Origin of the sequence: Janthinobacterium sp. BJB446 (assembly GCF_002735655.1) — a bacterium.
Lineage (GTDB): Bacteria > Pseudomonadota > Gammaproteobacteria > Burkholderiales > Burkholderiaceae_D > Janthinobacterium > Janthinobacterium lividum.
Map to the genome: position 1 here is coordinate 104,610 of NZ_PDZK01000002.1, position 16,602 is coordinate 121,211.

The 16,602-nt window shown below is 55.6% G+C and carries 14 protein-coding genes; all 14 read right to left on the reverse strand.

Translation table 11 applies throughout. The features are described from left to right. Positions 1–110: 110 nt before the first annotated feature. Positions 111–953, reverse strand: a complete 843-nt coding sequence (locus tag CSQ92_RS16160) for a GNAT family N-acetyltransferase (protein WP_099394774.1) — start codon at positions 951–953, stop codon at positions 111–113. 137 nt (positions 954–1,090) lie between these two features. Further along, complete coding sequence (locus CSQ92_RS16165) at positions 1,091–2,335, reverse strand: lipopolysaccharide biosynthesis protein (protein ID WP_099394775.1); 1,245 nt, start codon at positions 2,333–2,335, stop codon at positions 1,091–1,093. A 76-nt stretch (positions 2,336–2,411) separates the two neighbouring features. Then, complete coding sequence (locus CSQ92_RS16170) at positions 2,412–4,325, reverse strand: polysaccharide biosynthesis protein (RefSeq protein WP_070254294.1); 1,914 nt, start codon at positions 4,323–4,325, stop codon at positions 2,412–2,414. A 40-nt stretch (positions 4,326–4,365) separates the two neighbouring features. After that, a complete protein-coding gene (locus tag CSQ92_RS16175; protein WP_070254295.1) occupies positions 4,366–4,926 on the reverse strand; it encodes a sugar transferase in 561 nt (186 codons plus the stop codon). Continuing rightward, the gene (locus tag CSQ92_RS16180) at positions 4,927–5,871 is read right to left on the reverse strand and encodes a UDP-glucose 4-epimerase family protein (protein WP_092608079.1); all 945 of its coding nucleotides are present in this window, start codon (positions 5,869–5,871) and stop codon (positions 4,927–4,929) included. A gap of 76 nt (positions 5,872–5,947) precedes the next feature. Further along, positions 5,948–7,039 (reverse strand): DUF1972 domain-containing protein, encoded by a 1,092-nt coding sequence (locus tag CSQ92_RS16185; RefSeq protein WP_099394776.1) that lies wholly within the window; start codon positions 7,037–7,039, stop codon positions 5,948–5,950. 102 nt (positions 7,040–7,141) lie between these two features. Beyond that, the gene (locus CSQ92_RS16190) at positions 7,142–7,948 is read right to left on the reverse strand and encodes a glycosyltransferase family 2 protein (RefSeq protein WP_099394777.1); all 807 of its coding nucleotides are present in this window, start codon (positions 7,946–7,948) and stop codon (positions 7,142–7,144) included. A 2-nt stretch (positions 7,949–7,950) separates the two neighbouring features. Beyond that, on the reverse strand, positions 7,951–8,991 hold the full coding sequence (locus tag CSQ92_RS16195) for an EpsG family protein (RefSeq protein ID WP_092608075.1): 1,041 nt from the start codon (positions 8,989–8,991) through the stop codon (positions 7,951–7,953). Positions 8,992–9,099: 108 nt separating this feature from the next. Further along, a complete protein-coding gene (locus tag CSQ92_RS16200) occupies positions 9,100–10,284 on the reverse strand; it encodes a glycosyltransferase family 2 protein (protein ID WP_099394778.1) in 1,185 nt (394 codons plus the stop codon). A 58-nt stretch (positions 10,285–10,342) separates the two neighbouring features. Beyond that, on the reverse strand, positions 10,343–11,851 hold the full coding sequence (locus CSQ92_RS16205; RefSeq protein WP_070254301.1) for a lipopolysaccharide biosynthesis protein: 1,509 nt from the start codon (positions 11,849–11,851) through the stop codon (positions 10,343–10,345). A 108-nt stretch (positions 11,852–11,959) separates the two neighbouring features. Further along, on the reverse strand, positions 11,960–12,973 hold the full coding sequence (locus tag CSQ92_RS16210) for a nucleoside-diphosphate sugar epimerase/dehydratase (protein ID WP_070254302.1): 1,014 nt from the start codon (positions 12,971–12,973) through the stop codon (positions 11,960–11,962). 41 nt (positions 12,974–13,014) lie between these two features. Continuing rightward, positions 13,015–14,145 (reverse strand): DegT/DnrJ/EryC1/StrS family aminotransferase, encoded by a 1,131-nt coding sequence (locus tag CSQ92_RS16215; protein ID WP_139179240.1) that lies wholly within the window; start codon positions 14,143–14,145, stop codon positions 13,015–13,017. A 5-nt stretch (positions 14,146–14,150) separates the two neighbouring features. After that, positions 14,151–15,302, reverse strand: coding sequence for a DegT/DnrJ/EryC1/StrS family aminotransferase (locus tag CSQ92_RS16220; protein ID WP_230520662.1), 1,152 nt, complete (start codon positions 15,300–15,302; stop codon positions 14,151–14,153). An 852-nt stretch (positions 15,303–16,154) separates the two neighbouring features. After that, the gene (locus CSQ92_RS28770) at positions 16,155–16,526 is read right to left on the reverse strand and encodes a hypothetical protein (RefSeq protein WP_143450375.1); all 372 of its coding nucleotides are present in this window, start codon (positions 16,524–16,526) and stop codon (positions 16,155–16,157) included. Positions 16,527–16,602: the final 76 nt, after the last annotated feature.

The window sequence follows — 16,602 nt, forward strand, 5'->3', positions numbered from 1 at the left end:
TTTTCCACGCACTTGTCGCTCATTCGCGTCATCGTGATCAGAGTAAAATACATGACAATATATCTACTTGAAGCAAAAGCCTGCAAGTATTGTCGAACAGCGGGATTGCGTCAAATTCTATCCAGCACCGGGAACGTCACATGATCGAGCAGCTGCTCCACGGGCAGGACATCGCGCAGTGGGAGCCACATCTGGAGCCGGACGGGGGCAAGCTCGAGCGTCCTGCCATGCAGCTGCAACTCATGCAAAATCGCATCCTGTGCAAGCACGTTCAGGCGCCACCAAGAGGGGAGATGGCGCACCATCGCCGAGGCCGCCGCAGCAGGCAAGCCGTCGTATGCCGTGACAATGGCGCCATGGGTATCCTCCAGCACCACCATCGAGCACACGGGATCGCGATAGCAATATACGGCGCGCGCAAACGGCGGCAAGGGCAAGCTGGTGTCGGGCACAAGGTTGCCATCGGGCTCGAATGGCTGCTGATCGTTGCCCTCGCCCCCCCTGACCCAGCCATACATCCAGCGGTCCGCCACTTGGAAGCCATGCTTTTCATACACCGAATACTGGCTGGTCCACAGCGTCAGGTAATCGAACTGCTGTTCTCTCGCATGGGCAACAATGGCTTCCAGCATGCTGTTGGCGATACCCTTGCCGCGTTCCCGTTGTGCCACGCAGACCAGGCCGATCATCGCGATACGGAGCGTGCGCTCACCCAGCGGATACTGTTTTTCCCGCAACACCAGTCCGCCGACAGTCACCGTGCCGATGCGCGCTTCGGCAAAAATCACGCCGTTCGGCGCCGCCGACAGCCAGGGAAAATGACGCTGCAGCGTCACACCACGGTTTTTACTTTGGAAAAAAACCTCCCAAAACAACGCTTTCAAGGCCTCGGATGCCACCATGGAGAGTGTGATTGTCACGCCCTCTGCATGAACCATTTTCGACGATTCCATGAGTTAATCCGCTCCAACATGAACAGTGAGAAGAGGCAGCAGACGGCATTCGCGGCGGCACGCCCAGCAGATGCCATCAACCGATGCATGCATCGGCCAACACAGCTGCCAGGCACCTAGCGACTGCCGCGTTCCACTCAAGGACGAACGCCATCCATATTCAGCGCCCACCATTTACGCAGCAAGACGATCGCCGAGGACAGGAAGAAGCCGAATAGCAGACTGAGCAACAATACCGCGGACATGCGGATATTGCGTTTCTCAGGCAAGGTAGGGCCGGCGATGAAGCGGCTCTTTTCCAGATACAAATTGATGGAGCGCTGGTTATCAATCGTGATCATGTTATACACTTCCTTGACCACTTCATCGTTCAGGTTCTTGGTCTTGAAGACGCCTTCCTTCACCGCTTCAAGGCCGCGCAGCAGCGCTTCGCCCGACTGGTTGGTATCAAGCAGACTCTTGGCCTGGTCGTAGTACTCGCGCAACAGAATACTCTGCGCCTGCTCGCGCTTGAGGCGGATGATGGTTTCGCTGGTGCTCAAGGCTTCCACTTCACCGGACATCAGATGGGTAATGGGCGACAAATAACGGGCGCTGTCTTCCGTGACTGAAATCACCGAGGTTGCCGACTTGTTCGCCGCTTCAGGGTAACTGCCCACGATTTTCTTGAGCACCACGCCTTTGCGCTGATACATCTCCAGCCGTTCATTCATGCTGATGATGTCGTTATCAAGCTTGGTGATCTTGGCCGATAATTCAATGTGCTTGAAACGCAGCACATCGGAGTAATTGGAGTAGATGATGCTGTCGATGGCATAGCGCCCCAACAAGCCTACCATGCGCTGGGCGCTCTCGGCACTGCCTGCGGCATAGGAAATACGCAAACCAATTACATTATTGCCGCCATCCTTGGGTTGCTCCATCAGCTCCTTGGCGTCCATCTTGGTGAAGGGGAAAATCGGCTCCACCATCTTGTTGAATCCGTCACCGCTGGCCATGGCCTTGCGCAGTCCCCCGATACCGTCGACTCCCTGCAGCTTGTTCGCCTGCACAAAAGCGTCAAAGCGCTCGCTGGTACTGAAGGCGGCGGCATAGCGTTTGTAATCCGCCAATACGATACCCGGATTACCTTCCTTGTCCTTGTCCTTTTTCGGATCCTTGTCCTTGTCCTTGTCCAGCGTCTCCAGCGGCAAGGGAATCGGACCGCCAAACTGCAAGAAGCCTTCGCTACGATACTGCCCCAGATACAAGGCACCGGACACGGCGATGGCCATGACCGCTATCGTGGCGGCGCCAATCCACTTGCGCGCGTCACGCAAGGCTTTAACATAATTGACAACGTTTTCGCCATTGTGCTTGTCAAGCTGATTCAAATTTTCCATGTTTCTTCTTTAGAAAGTAAATATATCCATCCACCGGTACCGCAAGACACGAGGTGCGCGGGCTGGGCCTGATTATTCAAGGCGGCGGCGATACGGCATCGCCACGGGCGCACCAGATCAAATCTTCAATGCCGCACTGAGGTGCATATTCGGTTACCGCCTGCAGCAGCAAGGCGCGTACGGCTTCATGATCAAACCGTGCGCATGCTTGCGTCAAGTCATCGAGCAGCAGCTCCAGCTGCGGCCAGGGCAATTCGGCTTCCTGGGCACGCATGATCAAGGGATGATCGGTACCTTCAACGTTATCGCCGATCAGCAGTTCCTCATACAATTTTTCGCCGGGACGCAAGCCCACATGATGGATCTCAATGGTGCCATTCGGCGTCTGTTCACTGCGCACTTCCAGGCCGCTCAAATGCACCATGCGCTTGGCCAGATCGACGATCTTCACCGGATCGCCCATGTCCAGCACGAAGACGTCGCCCCCTTCGCCCATGGCGCCCGCTTGCAGAACCAGTTGTGCGGCTTCCGGAATGGTCATGAAGTAACGCGTGATTTCAGGATGGGTAATGGTAATGGGGCCGCCTGCCATGATCTGTTTGCGGAACAGGGGGACGACAGAACCGGATGAGCCCAGGACATTACCAAAGCGCACCATGCAGAAACGCGTCTTGTCCTGTTCGCGGGAAAATGCCTGCAAGATCAATTCCGCCAGGCGCTTGGTCGAGCCCATGACATTGGTTGGGCGCACGGCCTTGTCGGTGGAAATCAGCACAAAGCGCTTCACCCCGGCGGCGATGGCCGCCCGTGCCATGCTCAGCGTCCCCAGGGCATTGTTGCGTATCCCCTCGATCGGGTTGTGCTCCACCAACGGCACATGCTTGTATGCGGCGGCGTGATATACCGTTTCCACCTTGAACGTGCGCAGGATCTTTTCACATTTCTCGGTTTCCAGGACGGAGCCCAGGAATGGCAACAGTTCGAGTTCGATATGCTGCGCCTTGCGCAAACCCTGCAACTCCTGTTCGATGGTATACAGGGCAAATTCCGACATCTCGAGCAAGATCAGGCGCGCAGGCCGCTGCCGCAGAATCTGGCGGCACAATTCGGAACCGATGGAGCCGCCGGCGCCCGTGACCATGACGGTCTTTCCCGTGATACACATAGCCATCAAGTCATGGTCAGGCTCGACTGCGTCACGGCCCAGCAAATCCTCGATCTCGATCTCGCGCAAGTCCTGCAAGCGAACCAGACCGCTGATCAGGCTCTTGATCGGCGGGGTCACCAGCGTCTTGATCTTCAAGGGTTCCAGCTTGTCGAGGATACGGCGCTGCTGTGCACGCGACAAGGATGGCAGGGCCACCAGGATCTTGGTGATGCCCTTGTCAGCCACAAGTTCCGGCAAGTCTTCGGGGGCATACACGCGAATGCCGGCGATGATTGCGCCATGCAACTCTTTTTTCTCATCGATCAGCGCCACCGGGCGGTACTCGGTGCCATAGCTCAGCGTCTGTGCCAACTGGCTGCCGGAAGCGCCGGCGCCATAAATGGCGACAGGAATGCCACCGGTCACGCCCGATACCCGTGCGAAATAACCGCGCGCCATGAAACGGCTGGCCGTCACGTACATGATCGCACTGACCCAGTAAATGCCAAAGACACCGCGCGACAGGCCGATCATATGCGTCGAGAAAGCCGCAAAGGCCAGCAAGACCGCCACCGACAGCGTCACGCCCAGCACCACCACGTAGACTATCTTGTAGTCGATAAAGCGGATCACCGCACGATACAGTCCCAGCTTGATAAAGATCGGAATCGAGATCAGTGGCGCCAGGAGAATCAGCCAGAAGTACGGGCGGAATACGGCGAGGCTGACACCGTCAAAGCGCAGCAGTATCGCCACGCAAAATGTCAGTGGCAAAAAGAAAATGTCCGCAGATGCGGCGATCAGCTGCTTTTGCAAGCGCGGGAAATTCGATAAAGGAGTCATCAATTCTTACCAATCTCAATATGCAGGCGCAACCTGGGCATCAATGCGTGATGCCATCGCGACGCACCACTTTCAGGAAGGTCAGGAAGATAATTTTCAAGTCGAGGAAAAACGACTGGCGCTGCAGATATTCGGCGTCCAGGCGAACCTTGTCCGGTATCGGCAATTCATCGCGGCCGTTGATTTGCGCCCAGCCGGTCAAGCCCGGCAATACCTGGTCTACGCCATATTCGGTACGCAAGGCAATCAGGTCATCCTGGTTGAACAGGGCGGGACGCGGGCCGACAAAACTCATGTCACCGGCAAGGATGCTCCACAGCTGCGGCAACTCATCCAGGCTGGATTTACGCAGGAACGGGCCGACTGGCGTGAGGAAACGCTTGGGATCGGACAGCAAATGGGTCGCGACCGCCGGGGTATCCACACGCATGGTGCGAAATTTCGGCATCCGGAAAATACGGTTATGGCGCCCCACGCGGTCCGACCAATACACGATGGGCCCGGGCGAGGTCAGTTTGACCAGCACGGCCACCACCAGCAGCGGTATGGACAGCACGACAACAGCCAGCAAGGCAACACTTACATCAAACAAACGTTTCATTTAATTTCCCCGCGCCGCACGACGCAAACCTTCATCCACACTCAACGGCGGCACCCAGCCAAGCAGCTGTCGCGCCTTTGAAATATCCACCTGCAAGGACCCGCACAAGCGCTGCGCGAAGCCCCGTTTTCCGATCATCGCGCATGCCGCGCCCAGCATCCATGCCGGTACCGGCAGCAGCCGCGCGGGCTTGCCCAGCGCCTGGCCCATACGGCGCAGCAGCTGGCTCGTCGACAAGTCTTCGCCATCGGCCGCCAGCCAGACCTGATTGGCCGCCGCCGGGTGTTCAGCGCATACGGCAACCAGGTCAGCCAAATTGCCCAGCGCGACCAGGCTGCGCCGATTCCGGATCGCTCCCAGCGGCAGCGGCACGCCGCGCCGCAGCCAGCGCATCATGCTGAGAAAATTGGCCCCGACGCCAGGCCCATACACCAGCGGCGGCCGTATCACCACCACCTGCATGCCGGTTTCCTTGGCCAGCGCAAACAATCCCTGCTCGGCTTCCAGCTTGGAAATACCATACGGATCCGACGGTGCCGGAACATCGCTTTCAGAGAAGGCCTGCCCAGGCAGCGTCGCTTCGCCATTCACCTTGATGGAACTGATAAACACAAAACGCCGTACTCCCGCGCGGGCGGCGCAACGCGCCAGGTGCAGGGTGCCATCGACATTTACACGGCGAAATTCCTGCAGCGGATCGGCCGCCGTCTCGTTCATCACATGCACGCGCGCCGCGGCATGCACGACGACACTCACCGAGTCGAAAGCATGATCCCAGCATGTCTGGCTGGACAGGTCATCGATGACAAACGTTTCCACCGTATCAGGAAACACGGCACCGGCATCGCGCGTGCAGGCACGAATGCGCCCATCGCCCATGCGGGCCAGCCGTTCAATCAATGCGGCGCCGACAAATCCGGTCGCTCCAGTCAATAACACCACAATACATTCCTAATCAAAAACCTCGGGACAGGATACCGGGCCGGCATCCTGTGCGCCGCATGGGCGGCTTATCCTGCCGTTAGCGCGCCTGGCGCGGCGTGTCAAACAAGGCGGCATACTTAGCCGAAATTGTGCTCCACGTATAATTTTCTTCCGCGATCCGCTTCATGGTACGCCCAATCGCCTGCAGCTCATCTGGCTGCACGGTATTGAGGATGGCCAGCAAGCCGGCTTCATCGTCGAAGTATCGGGCCTGATTTTGCGTTGTTTCCCGGTTATAGCTCACGCCAAATGCCAGAATGGGCAAGCCCAGGTACATCGCTTCCACCAGCGAAGGATTCGTTCCACCGGCGCTGTGGCCATGCACATACATGCGGCAATTGCTGCGCAACTGATTCAGGATAGCCTGTTCATAAATCGGATCAAGCAAGTGCACATGCGCCACCTGCGCATATTTTTGCTTCAGTTCCTGCCCGTACGCGCTATTGGCCCAATTACCGACAATCACCAGTGGCATGCGCGTCTGCGAAGCAAAGACATCGATGATCAAGTGCACATTATTTTCCGGCTCGATGCGGCATACCTTGAAGGCATAGTCATGCTGCAAGAAGGGAAAGCGCTGCAGTACCTCGCCGCTGATGGGCTGCTGCGTCACATGGTCGGCACCATACGCAATCAGTTCGCTGGGGCGGCCATATTGCGCGCTGACGTATTGCTGAATCGCCTTGTTGTCCGCAATCGTCACGTCGGCAAAACGTACCGCCGTCGCTTCGGAAAGCTTCAGGAACCATTTGGCGAAACGTCCCCATTTGGCGCGGCGCCACTCCATGCCATCGATATTGACAATGACTTTCTTCTTGCTCAGCAACTTAATAACAGGCAAGAAAATACAGCCTGAGACCCCGAGGATAACAAGCACGTCCGCATAGCGTAATGCAGATAGCATGGAAACGATATCGTATGGAATACTCTGCACGCCATTCGCGTCCAGATTGACATATTTCAGCTTGACGCCCTTGTACGTCGGCGGCTGCTCGGCATATTTTTTGCCACTGCAGTATACGGTGATATCAAACTTGCCGCACAGATTATCCGTCAGGTGCTCGGTCAGCGTTTCCCAGCCACCGTATTTTGCCGGCAAGCCCACCGTTCCAATAATTGCAATCTTCATTGACCAACCTTCATTTTTAACTTGTCATTCAACACAAATGCCCTCTCGCGCATACGCTGCACACTGCCTGCAACCAGACGATACGATAGGCAATACAGATAATTATTTACGGAAATATCTTAGCTTCAGCACATCTGACAATATTCTCAAGCAACCGAATGCGACGGAAATCAACAGGCAGCCGATGCCATAAAAGCGCCAATGGCGCAGCATCACTTTCTTTGCGCGGAATTCATTCAGACGCATCTTGAACAGTGCGGAAGACAGGCCGCCCGTGCTGCCCGGCGCGCGCGACAGCGTCGTCATCGGCTGAGGAACGAAATGCACGGCCTTGGCCCGCGCATTAATATTGAGCAGATAGGCATAGTCTTCGCAATAGCGCATCAACGGCACGCCCAGGCCCAGGTTACGCCGCACGGCCAGGCAAGGGGTATACACGGGATTGAGCGCCGCCAGCAGATACTTGAACGGCAAATGGCGCAGGCGCCCCGCATACCAGCGCGCATTGATGGCATTGATATTGGTCGGCGTATCGACGGGATGATAAACAATGTCGCACGTATCCTGTTTCAGGTAGCCGAGCAGGAAATCAATTTTCTCTGGGGTAAACCGGTCATCCGAGTCCAGAAATGCCACGAAGCTGAAGCGCGCGCGGCGCACGCCCAGGTTGCGTGCCGATTGGGGGCCACTGTTTTTCGACAGGCGGTAAACCCGTACCGGCACGCCCGACGAATTGCTAACGGGCAATTTTTCGGCCAGCACCAGATTGGGCGAGCAGTCGTCGACGACAACGATCTCAACCTGTTCAATCGAGGTGGTCGTGACGGACTCGATGGCATCAAGCAAAGCTTCATGGCGCGCATACGCGGGAATGACCACGGTAATGCCAAATGTTTTTCCGATAGTCATAATTAGAAGAAGCTCACCGAGTTAATGGAAGACGAACCAAGCAGGAAAGCGATGGTCAGGCCAAATGACGCGAGGACATAGCAGTACACGCGCGGGTACATCTCCAAGGCTCGGCTGCGCTCAAGCTCATAGGCAAAGCACCACACAAAGATCGGATAAATCGAATACACAAACCGGTAGCTGAAGTACGGCAGCGGGAACAGCAGCACGCTGGCGATAAACAGGAGCCACAGGAAGCTCGCATAGGGCTTCAAGTCGATATATTCCCGCTTGTTCAAATGGCGCATGAACCCATACAGACAGAAGAAACTGGCATAGATACTGATCCGCGCCAAAATCTCATCGTTGTCATGCGCCAGATATTTCGTGACCTCGTAGATAAAACCGTTGACCGGCGCATACAGGACGCTGTCCGCCGGCACAATAAACAGGCAGAGCAAGACCACCAGGCCGCCCTGGAGCAGGCGCCGCATGTCACAGCATGACAACAGATAAATTGCCAACAATAGCAATGAACTTTTGTGCAACAGCAGCGACAGAACCAGGAAAACCAGGCCAGACTTGGTTTTCATTCCGCGCGAGACAGCCACGCAAAACAGGATGGCCGATGCGGATTGCCTGAATGCATTTGTAAAAAATTCGGTGCCCACCGGAGAAATAACCAGGAAGAACAACATGAAGAACTTGACCCGGATATTTCCTTTCATAAACAAAATCGGCAACACGATGAAGAGAATCCAGATGCTCGCGAAAGCATACCGGTTGCACAATGCCCCGGGCGCCATCGAGAAAACGAAGTCCATGACATAGAAGGAATAGTCATCGGCTTCGATGGCGCCGCCGCCTCCTCGGCAAGCCGTCAAGAAATAGTTCAGGTATGTCGATGAATCCGTGCCGAATTCCGGCGAACGGAAGGCAAAGGCGCACAAGGTGATCAGGCAGCACATCGCGATCTGAAATGACAGACGCGACTTATCCTGGGTAAACATCCCGAGTATCAAGACAGGCAGGAAAGCGAGTATATAAACTTGACCGATTGGCATTTTTCTTTTTTCAAACGGGGCGGTGCCGAACTTGCGCTACAGCAACGCAACACCTGCGGCGCCGCGTGCCAGGCACCGAAGAGCCCGGCTACGCACTCGGGCGCCATCTCAGCGCTTGAACTCTTTCATGGCGGATTGCAACTGGCCCAGACTCGGTTGCACATGCGTCAACAAATGCGCATATGCCTCGCCAATATTCGTCAGATTTTGATGGGCATATGCCTGGCGGTTAATGGCAGGTTTGAATTTGATCTGCATAAAACGATAGGCCCGGCGTGAAAACTCGCGGCACAGTTCCCATACGAACGATAAACAGGCCGGGCTATAACGTTCGCGCTTGACGTAGGCACACAGGGAAGCCTTCGTTTCACGCCAATATTTAGGGTGATGCAGGCAGCACTTGGCGTACAGGCGGGGCAGATTGGGGCGATACCCGGCTTTGCCGATCTTATCGATCGCCGCCTTGAATGAGTAAGACCAGACCGTTGGCACGCTGTAGAACTCGGGGATCAAGGGGTCCCACACCAGATTGGTGAAGGCGCCGATGTGCGCATTGTCGCGCAAGCCACCCTTGTGCCCGCCTTCCGCACTTTGTCCCGAGGTGCTGCCACCCGAACTACCCGCGATAATAAAGGGAAAATCGATCTGCACGCTGCTGCGCGACTCCTCGGCAATCAACGCCGCGCTATAGATATCCGGGCTGACTCCGCCAAAAAGCGAACCATATTTTTGCTCGATACGTTCGGCGAGCGCACGCGACATCATGCCCAGATAGGCGCGTGGCATGGACATGACGCCCGTCCCCAGATTTTTCAATGCCTGCTGCAGCACCTGCGGCCCGTCGAGCGGGGAAATGGTGGCGGCAAATGGCTGCACCGTCAGCTTGGCCGTAAAGTCGGCACCGAAATACAGGGACTTGAAGTCCGGCCAGAAATAAGCCGCGCCCAGGGAACAGGCGGCCGCTTCAACCTGCGTATCGCGCGCCCAGCGCGCCAGCTCTTCCGCACCGGGTCCCAGGCAATCATCATCGCCGAGGAAGATCAGATAATCGCCAGTTGCCAGGCGCAGTCCATTCTGAAAATTACTGACCACATCCATCGGACGTTGCGGATGGTGATAAATCAGCCGTCCCGATTCGATCCAATGCCCCAATTCTTCAGCGATTTGCATGGTATCGCTGGTATCCGACACAACGACTTCCGTATCCGGAAAATTTGTCAGGATGGTGGTAATCGCATTGATCGCATAGCGTTGACGATTATGCGTAGGAATGATGGCAGACAGAAGAGGCATTATAAGTATTATGTATAAACAAATGGGTGGTGTATCAACAATGCAATCCGATGCTGCTTTAATACTGCAGCCGTCGGGCAAATCTAGTGTTAGCCAGCCAACGCCGGATATCTGGTGCGCACAACGCGCTACATCCAATAGACAGCACTGCCGTCACAGCGATGAGCAACAAGCGCAGCCACCGGCCATCGATGGTAGAGAGGCACCAGTAGCCCAACATCAGGCATGGCAAGCTGGCCAGGACCGGCAATGCCAGGCTTTCCCGGAACCACCGTCCAAACTGGCCCGGCAAAAAATTGCGATGCAAGAAATACATATACGGCGGCATCGTGCACAGGTTCATGATCAGCCATGACAAGCCAGCCCCTGCCAAACCGTGGTGCAGCACGAGGTAAATCATCATCGGCGTCACGACAACCACGGACACCATGCCGACCTGCAAATTCAAGCGGATATTGCCGTGTGCCAAGGCCAGGTAATAGGGCACCACTGTCAACGCTTGCAATACTTGCCCGCCGAGTAACAGCGAAGCGGCAAGTGCGGCGGCCTGGGCACTGGCCGCGGAACCGGTCCATAAATAAATCACATCTTGCGAAAACAGCGCCACCACCAGGCAGCCGGGCACCGTCACGATGGCAACAAACTGGCATGTCCGGTGATACAGGGCAATGAGTTGCTCGGTCTCATTGCGTGCGACCAATTCTGTGAAGCGGGGGAAAATTGCCGAAGCAATTGGACTGGCCAATATCAACGGGACCGATGCCAGCGTTCCTGCCAGCGTATAAAAGCCCAGCATTTCAAGCGACAACATCTTGCTCACCGTCAACTTATCGATTTGGGTCAGTAAAATCGACAGCAGGGCCATGCCCGCCATCCCTGACGCATAGCGCCAGGTGTTGTGAAACACTTGCTTGCGGAAAAAGCCGACGGCGCGCACGCCATCAGTTCTCAGCGCATGCCATAAGCCATGCCGTACCGTAATGCAATAAATCGCATTCGCCACCAGTTGCCAGATAGCAAAGGTGACGATCGTTGGCGAAAACAGCCACAACACCAAGAGGGTGCCAAAGCCCCGGTAGGCGCTCCAGGCGATCTGCAGGAAGTTCGCGCGCACCTGTTGCTGCAAGCCCATCAAACCACCGATGTACAGGCCGGATGGCAACTGGAACGCAATGGCAACGCCCATCAGCCGGATCGCCAGCGTGATGTCGTCGGAACGCAAAGTGCTGGCCTGCAGCCAATGCTCGGTAATCAATGGCGCGCCCAGCCACAGCGCCACGGCGATCACGCAGCAAATCACCAGATAGCTCAACTCGTAGGTGCGCAACAGGTCGCGCCGCTCCTGCGCCGCATTCGCGCTCGCGGAAAGGCGTGCCATCTCGCGATTCAAGGTGGCGGAAAACCCCATGTCGGCAAACGCCATGACACCGAGCAGTGTCGAATAAAACCCTACCAGGCCATACGCTTCCGCTCCCAGCATGTGCAGATACAGCGGCACAAACAGATACACTGAAATGAAGCCCCATGCACGTCCCACGATATTGGCAGTGATATTCCGCTTAATCATGAATATCCGGGGAATGGTGCAGCAAGATAGGAGATGTCATTTTTATTATAATTCTTAAAGCAATATGTTCGGCATCAGTTATCGATGCCGTACCATTTCCGCTGCTTATCAGCTATTTTTCAATTCCTGCTGCACATAATCAAGGGACAGCAGCAATTTCTTGACGCCCTCGACATCGAGGCGCTGCGTATTATGCGAGGTGTAGTCCTGCGCCTGGTTCACTTCGGGCTGTCCATCCAGGATGAATTTATCGTAATTCAAATCGCGGTTATCAGCCGGCACGCGATAATAATCGCCCATGTCCTCTGCCTTGGCGATCTCTTCGCGCGACACCAGCGACTCGTACAGCTTTTCACCATGCCTGGTACCGATCACCTTGACGGGCACATTGCTGGAAAACAGTTCCTGGATGGCCTGCGCCAGTACTTCGATGGTGCTGGCAGGCGCTTTCTGCACAAAGATATCGCCTTGCTGTCCATGCTCGAAAGCGTGAATGACCAGGTCGACCGAATCTTCCAGCGACATCAGAAAACGGGTCATTTCCGGATCGGTCACCGTCAGCGGTACGCCAGCCTTGAGCTTTTCAATAAAAAGCGGAATCACCGAACCACGCGATGCCATCACATTGCCGTAACGCGTGGCGCACATCACCGGGCCGCCTGGGCGCACCATGCGCGACTTGGCAACCAGCACTTTTTCGGCCATGGCTTTGGAGATACCCATTGCATTAATGGGATATACGGCCTTGTCAGTACTCAGCAAAATGACTTTTTGGACGTTATTGGCAATGGCCGCATTCAGGACATTTTCCGTGCCCAGGACATTGGTCCGCACCGCTTCCATGGGATAAAACTCGCATGACGGTACCTGCTTGAGTGCCGCCGCGTGGAAAACATAATCCACGCCAGCCATTGCCTGCGCAACGCTCTGGTAATCGCGCGTGTCGCCGATATGGAATTTGACCTTATCGTTGTTCAACGCGATCCGCATGTCTTCCTGCTTCTTCTCGTCGCGGCTAAAAACAATGATTTCCTTGACATTCGTGTTTAAGAATCTGTTCAACACGGTATTACCAAAGGATCCAGTGCCGCCAGTAATCATTAAAACTTTATTATCAAACATGTCAGTCCAGGTAAAGGTAGAGATTAAAAATGGCGCTGCCGTCAGGCTTGACCGGCAGACGCGTGCAGCGCGCTCTTCACGGCAGCGATCAGTTGCTCGACGTCCTGCGCGGAAAGCCACCAGCCACACGGCAGGGCGATTATGCTACGTTGTAATATGTCGGTATTCGGCAATTCACGGCGACAAGCCACAAACCCGGAATAAATATCATTGCGCTGATGCAATATTGACGCTGCTACGCCGTGCGCTTTCAGCGCTGCCAGGACAACGTCACGTTGCTCAACCGCAATTAATACGGCCCAATATGACGGCAGCGCTCCGGCGCTCGGCGCCAACAGGGTCAAGCCGGCACAGGAAGCCAGCCCATCTTTGATCTGCTGTGCATGCAGGCGCGTTTGTGCCATGCGCTGCGCGACTCCCTGCAATTGTACAGAGCCCAGGGCCGCGCACAAATTATTCATGGCCATCGACCAGCCGATGACGGGAATATCGGAATGCGGATTGATTTCACCAGCCGCGGTGCGAAAACTGCTGGCATCGATACCGAAACGGCGCAGCTTGCGCGCGCGCGCAGCATCATCCGGATCACGGCACGCCAGCGCGCCTCCCTCGGTGGTATTGATTTGCCGGTTCGGATAAAAAGAAAACACCGCGAAATCACCAAACGTACCCACCTGTTGTCCATCGACTGTCGCCAGCAAGGCGTTATCGCAGTCTTCGATCAAAACGATGCCGCGCTGGCGGCAAATTTCAGCGATCGCCTGCGCCGGGCCTGGATAACCGGCCAGGTGATACAGAATCACTGCGCGCGTGGCCGGCGTGATGGCACGCTCAAAATCGGCCACGTCCATACAGGCCGATGCGGGGGCCACATCCACCCAGACGGGCCGTCCGCCGCATCCGGCAATGGCCGAATTGGTCGACATGCAGGCAAAAGCTGTGGTCAGCACATCATCGCCAGGGCGTACGCCCGCCAGATACAAGGCCAGGTGCAGCGCGCTGGTCATATCCACGGTGGTCACGACATGCGACTGGTCCAGCAATTCCCCCAGACCAGCCTCGAATGCGGCAACGTGCGGGCCGGACGCAATGCGCCCCGAACGCAATACAGCCAGGGCCGCCGCTTCCATCTCGGGTGTATTCACCACGCCAAACAAAGGCAGTACGGACATGGACGTCACCCTTTTTTCAAGGCGTCGACAATGCGCTCGCGGTCTTCCGCTCCCAGCCACCAGCCGCACGGAATATGCACCATGCGGCGATAGTAGGTATCCAGCTGCGGCAGGGGCGCGGCCAGTTCCTTGAAAATGCTATGCAAATGGTTAGGACGATGCAGCTTCGACGCCGACACGCCGATGGCGGCAAGCCGGCGCTCGACATCGGCGGAGTCATCCGACAAGACGGTGTACAGCCAGTAACTGGGCTCAGCCCGCTCGTCGAACGCGGCCACGGCCAGACCCGGGATGGCGCCGATGGCACGGTCAAAATAACGGCCGTTTTCCTTGTGCGGGTTCAGTACACGGGCATCAATGTCTTGCAGTTGTGCCAGCCCAAACGTGGCCGTCACATTATTCATATTGTATTTATAACCGATGGACGTGATGTCGACTTCGGTACGCGGCACACCCTTTTCCAATCCGAACCAGCGGAATTTCTTTGCTTCCCGGATCAGCGATGCATCGCGCATGGTCAGCATGCCACCGTCAACGGTCGTCATGTGCTTGATGGCTTGCAGCGAGAAAATGGCAAAGTCGCCAATGGTGCCAATTGCCGCGCCATCGTAGCGCGCACCCATGGCATGCGCACAATCTTCGATCAACGCAATGCCGTGACGACGCGCGATGGCAGCGATCTCGGCCAGTCGCACCGGCATCCCGGCATAGTGCACAATCAGGATAGCCTTGGTCTTGCTGGTGATGCCAGCCTCGATGGCGGCGGGATCAAGGTTGCCGGAAAGCGCATCGACATCGGCAAACACGGGCACCGCGCCCATTTGCAGGATAACGACATTCGTTGGCTCCGCCGTCATGCTGGTCGAAATGACCTCATCGCCAGCCCTTACGCCAGCCAGATGCAATGCCGCATGCAATGCGGCGGTACCGCTGCTCATCCCCAATGCAAAAGGCAAACCAAAATGCTCGGCGAAACGTCGCTCAAACTCGTAGACCAGCTCGCCCTCCCCCACTTGGCCGCTATACAGCACTTGCTCAAGCGCAGGCATCAGGACCTGCTTGTCAGGGAAGCCAACTTTTACTAAAGGAATCATCTTCAACTTTCGGTTTACCAAAGGCATTAAACAATGGGCTGCAACGCAAAGGCGCAGCAGCACCCCGACTTCCTGGCAGACCGTACATCAATGCTGGCATAACATAGTCACACCACACAGGGCCCGTATCGGCAAGCAATGAACGAAGACAGGCTGACACCGTCACGGACCGGCTCCCCATCGCCGTGCATAGTCAATTGCCTACGCCTTGACAATCATTTGCGAAATCAATTTTCTTTGATCGCACCACGATCATGGTGCTGCGCACTGTCAAAGCCGCACACGCTGGCGACATCACACCAGATACGCATGCCCCCCAGGCTGGATGTATATCGGCTGTACGGCGCATGCACTGCCATGCAACTCGCGCCGTCAATCGCACTCCAGACACTACAGTGCGTGAGACTCGCATGCGCTGCCTTATCAAGAAAGATCACCAAATCCTTGTGTTGAGTCAAGTATTCCATTGCGAAAGGAAAACAAACCTCGCACTGGAAATTGCAATTAAGTCAACATAATGCAACGCAAAATGCGGGCATTCATTTTAAATGAAACACACATTTATTACCAGAGCCGGGTATCGGAAATCAAATCACGACCCAACAGAAAATACAACACGCCAGCCAATGCACATATTAATTTTTTTCAAGAATGCGTACGACGCCAACACACTCAAAACAGCAGAAACAGAATAATCGCTCCGCAATCAAGCGACATATCAATATTATCAAAAAATAATCATGATGCAGCAGGATAAGGCCAGCCACACACACTCGCGGCAAGCGAAAACATCTACCGCGGCGTCTTCGCGCACAACGATGCTGCCACATGACGCGCAATGCGCGCAGGATAGCCAGGGCAACGCGCCCGGCAAGCTGCGCCAGGCCAGGCATGAATGACACCTTCAAAAACAGCTCACAGCTGTGCCCAACCGTAGCCTATGCCAAATTTATCCAATAAAAAAAGTGTCTTACACCTTGTCACAAAAAAACGCTGACCGCTCCAGCCATCCGATGCACCGCAAGACACTGGGCAAAGCATCCCGGCTTGGCCAGCAGCATCGGCATCACACGCCAGAAGCGCCAGCACAGGCCAGACCATGACCATCTCGCGCCCCGCAAGCAAAAACAGGCGGGAAAACAGGTGAAAGAGAAGTGGGATATAGCCGCTAAAGAATGCAGGGATTTGAATGCGGTATTCGATCAAAATACAGGCAAAGAAAAAACAATTAACTGCAGCCAACACCAGGCGATAGGAAGAATGAAGACGCACACCACAATTAATCATTCAACATCATCAACATAAGGAATTGCAGGCCATTGCTTGAATATCGAAAAAATATATTTGTATCGCGGCAAAAAAA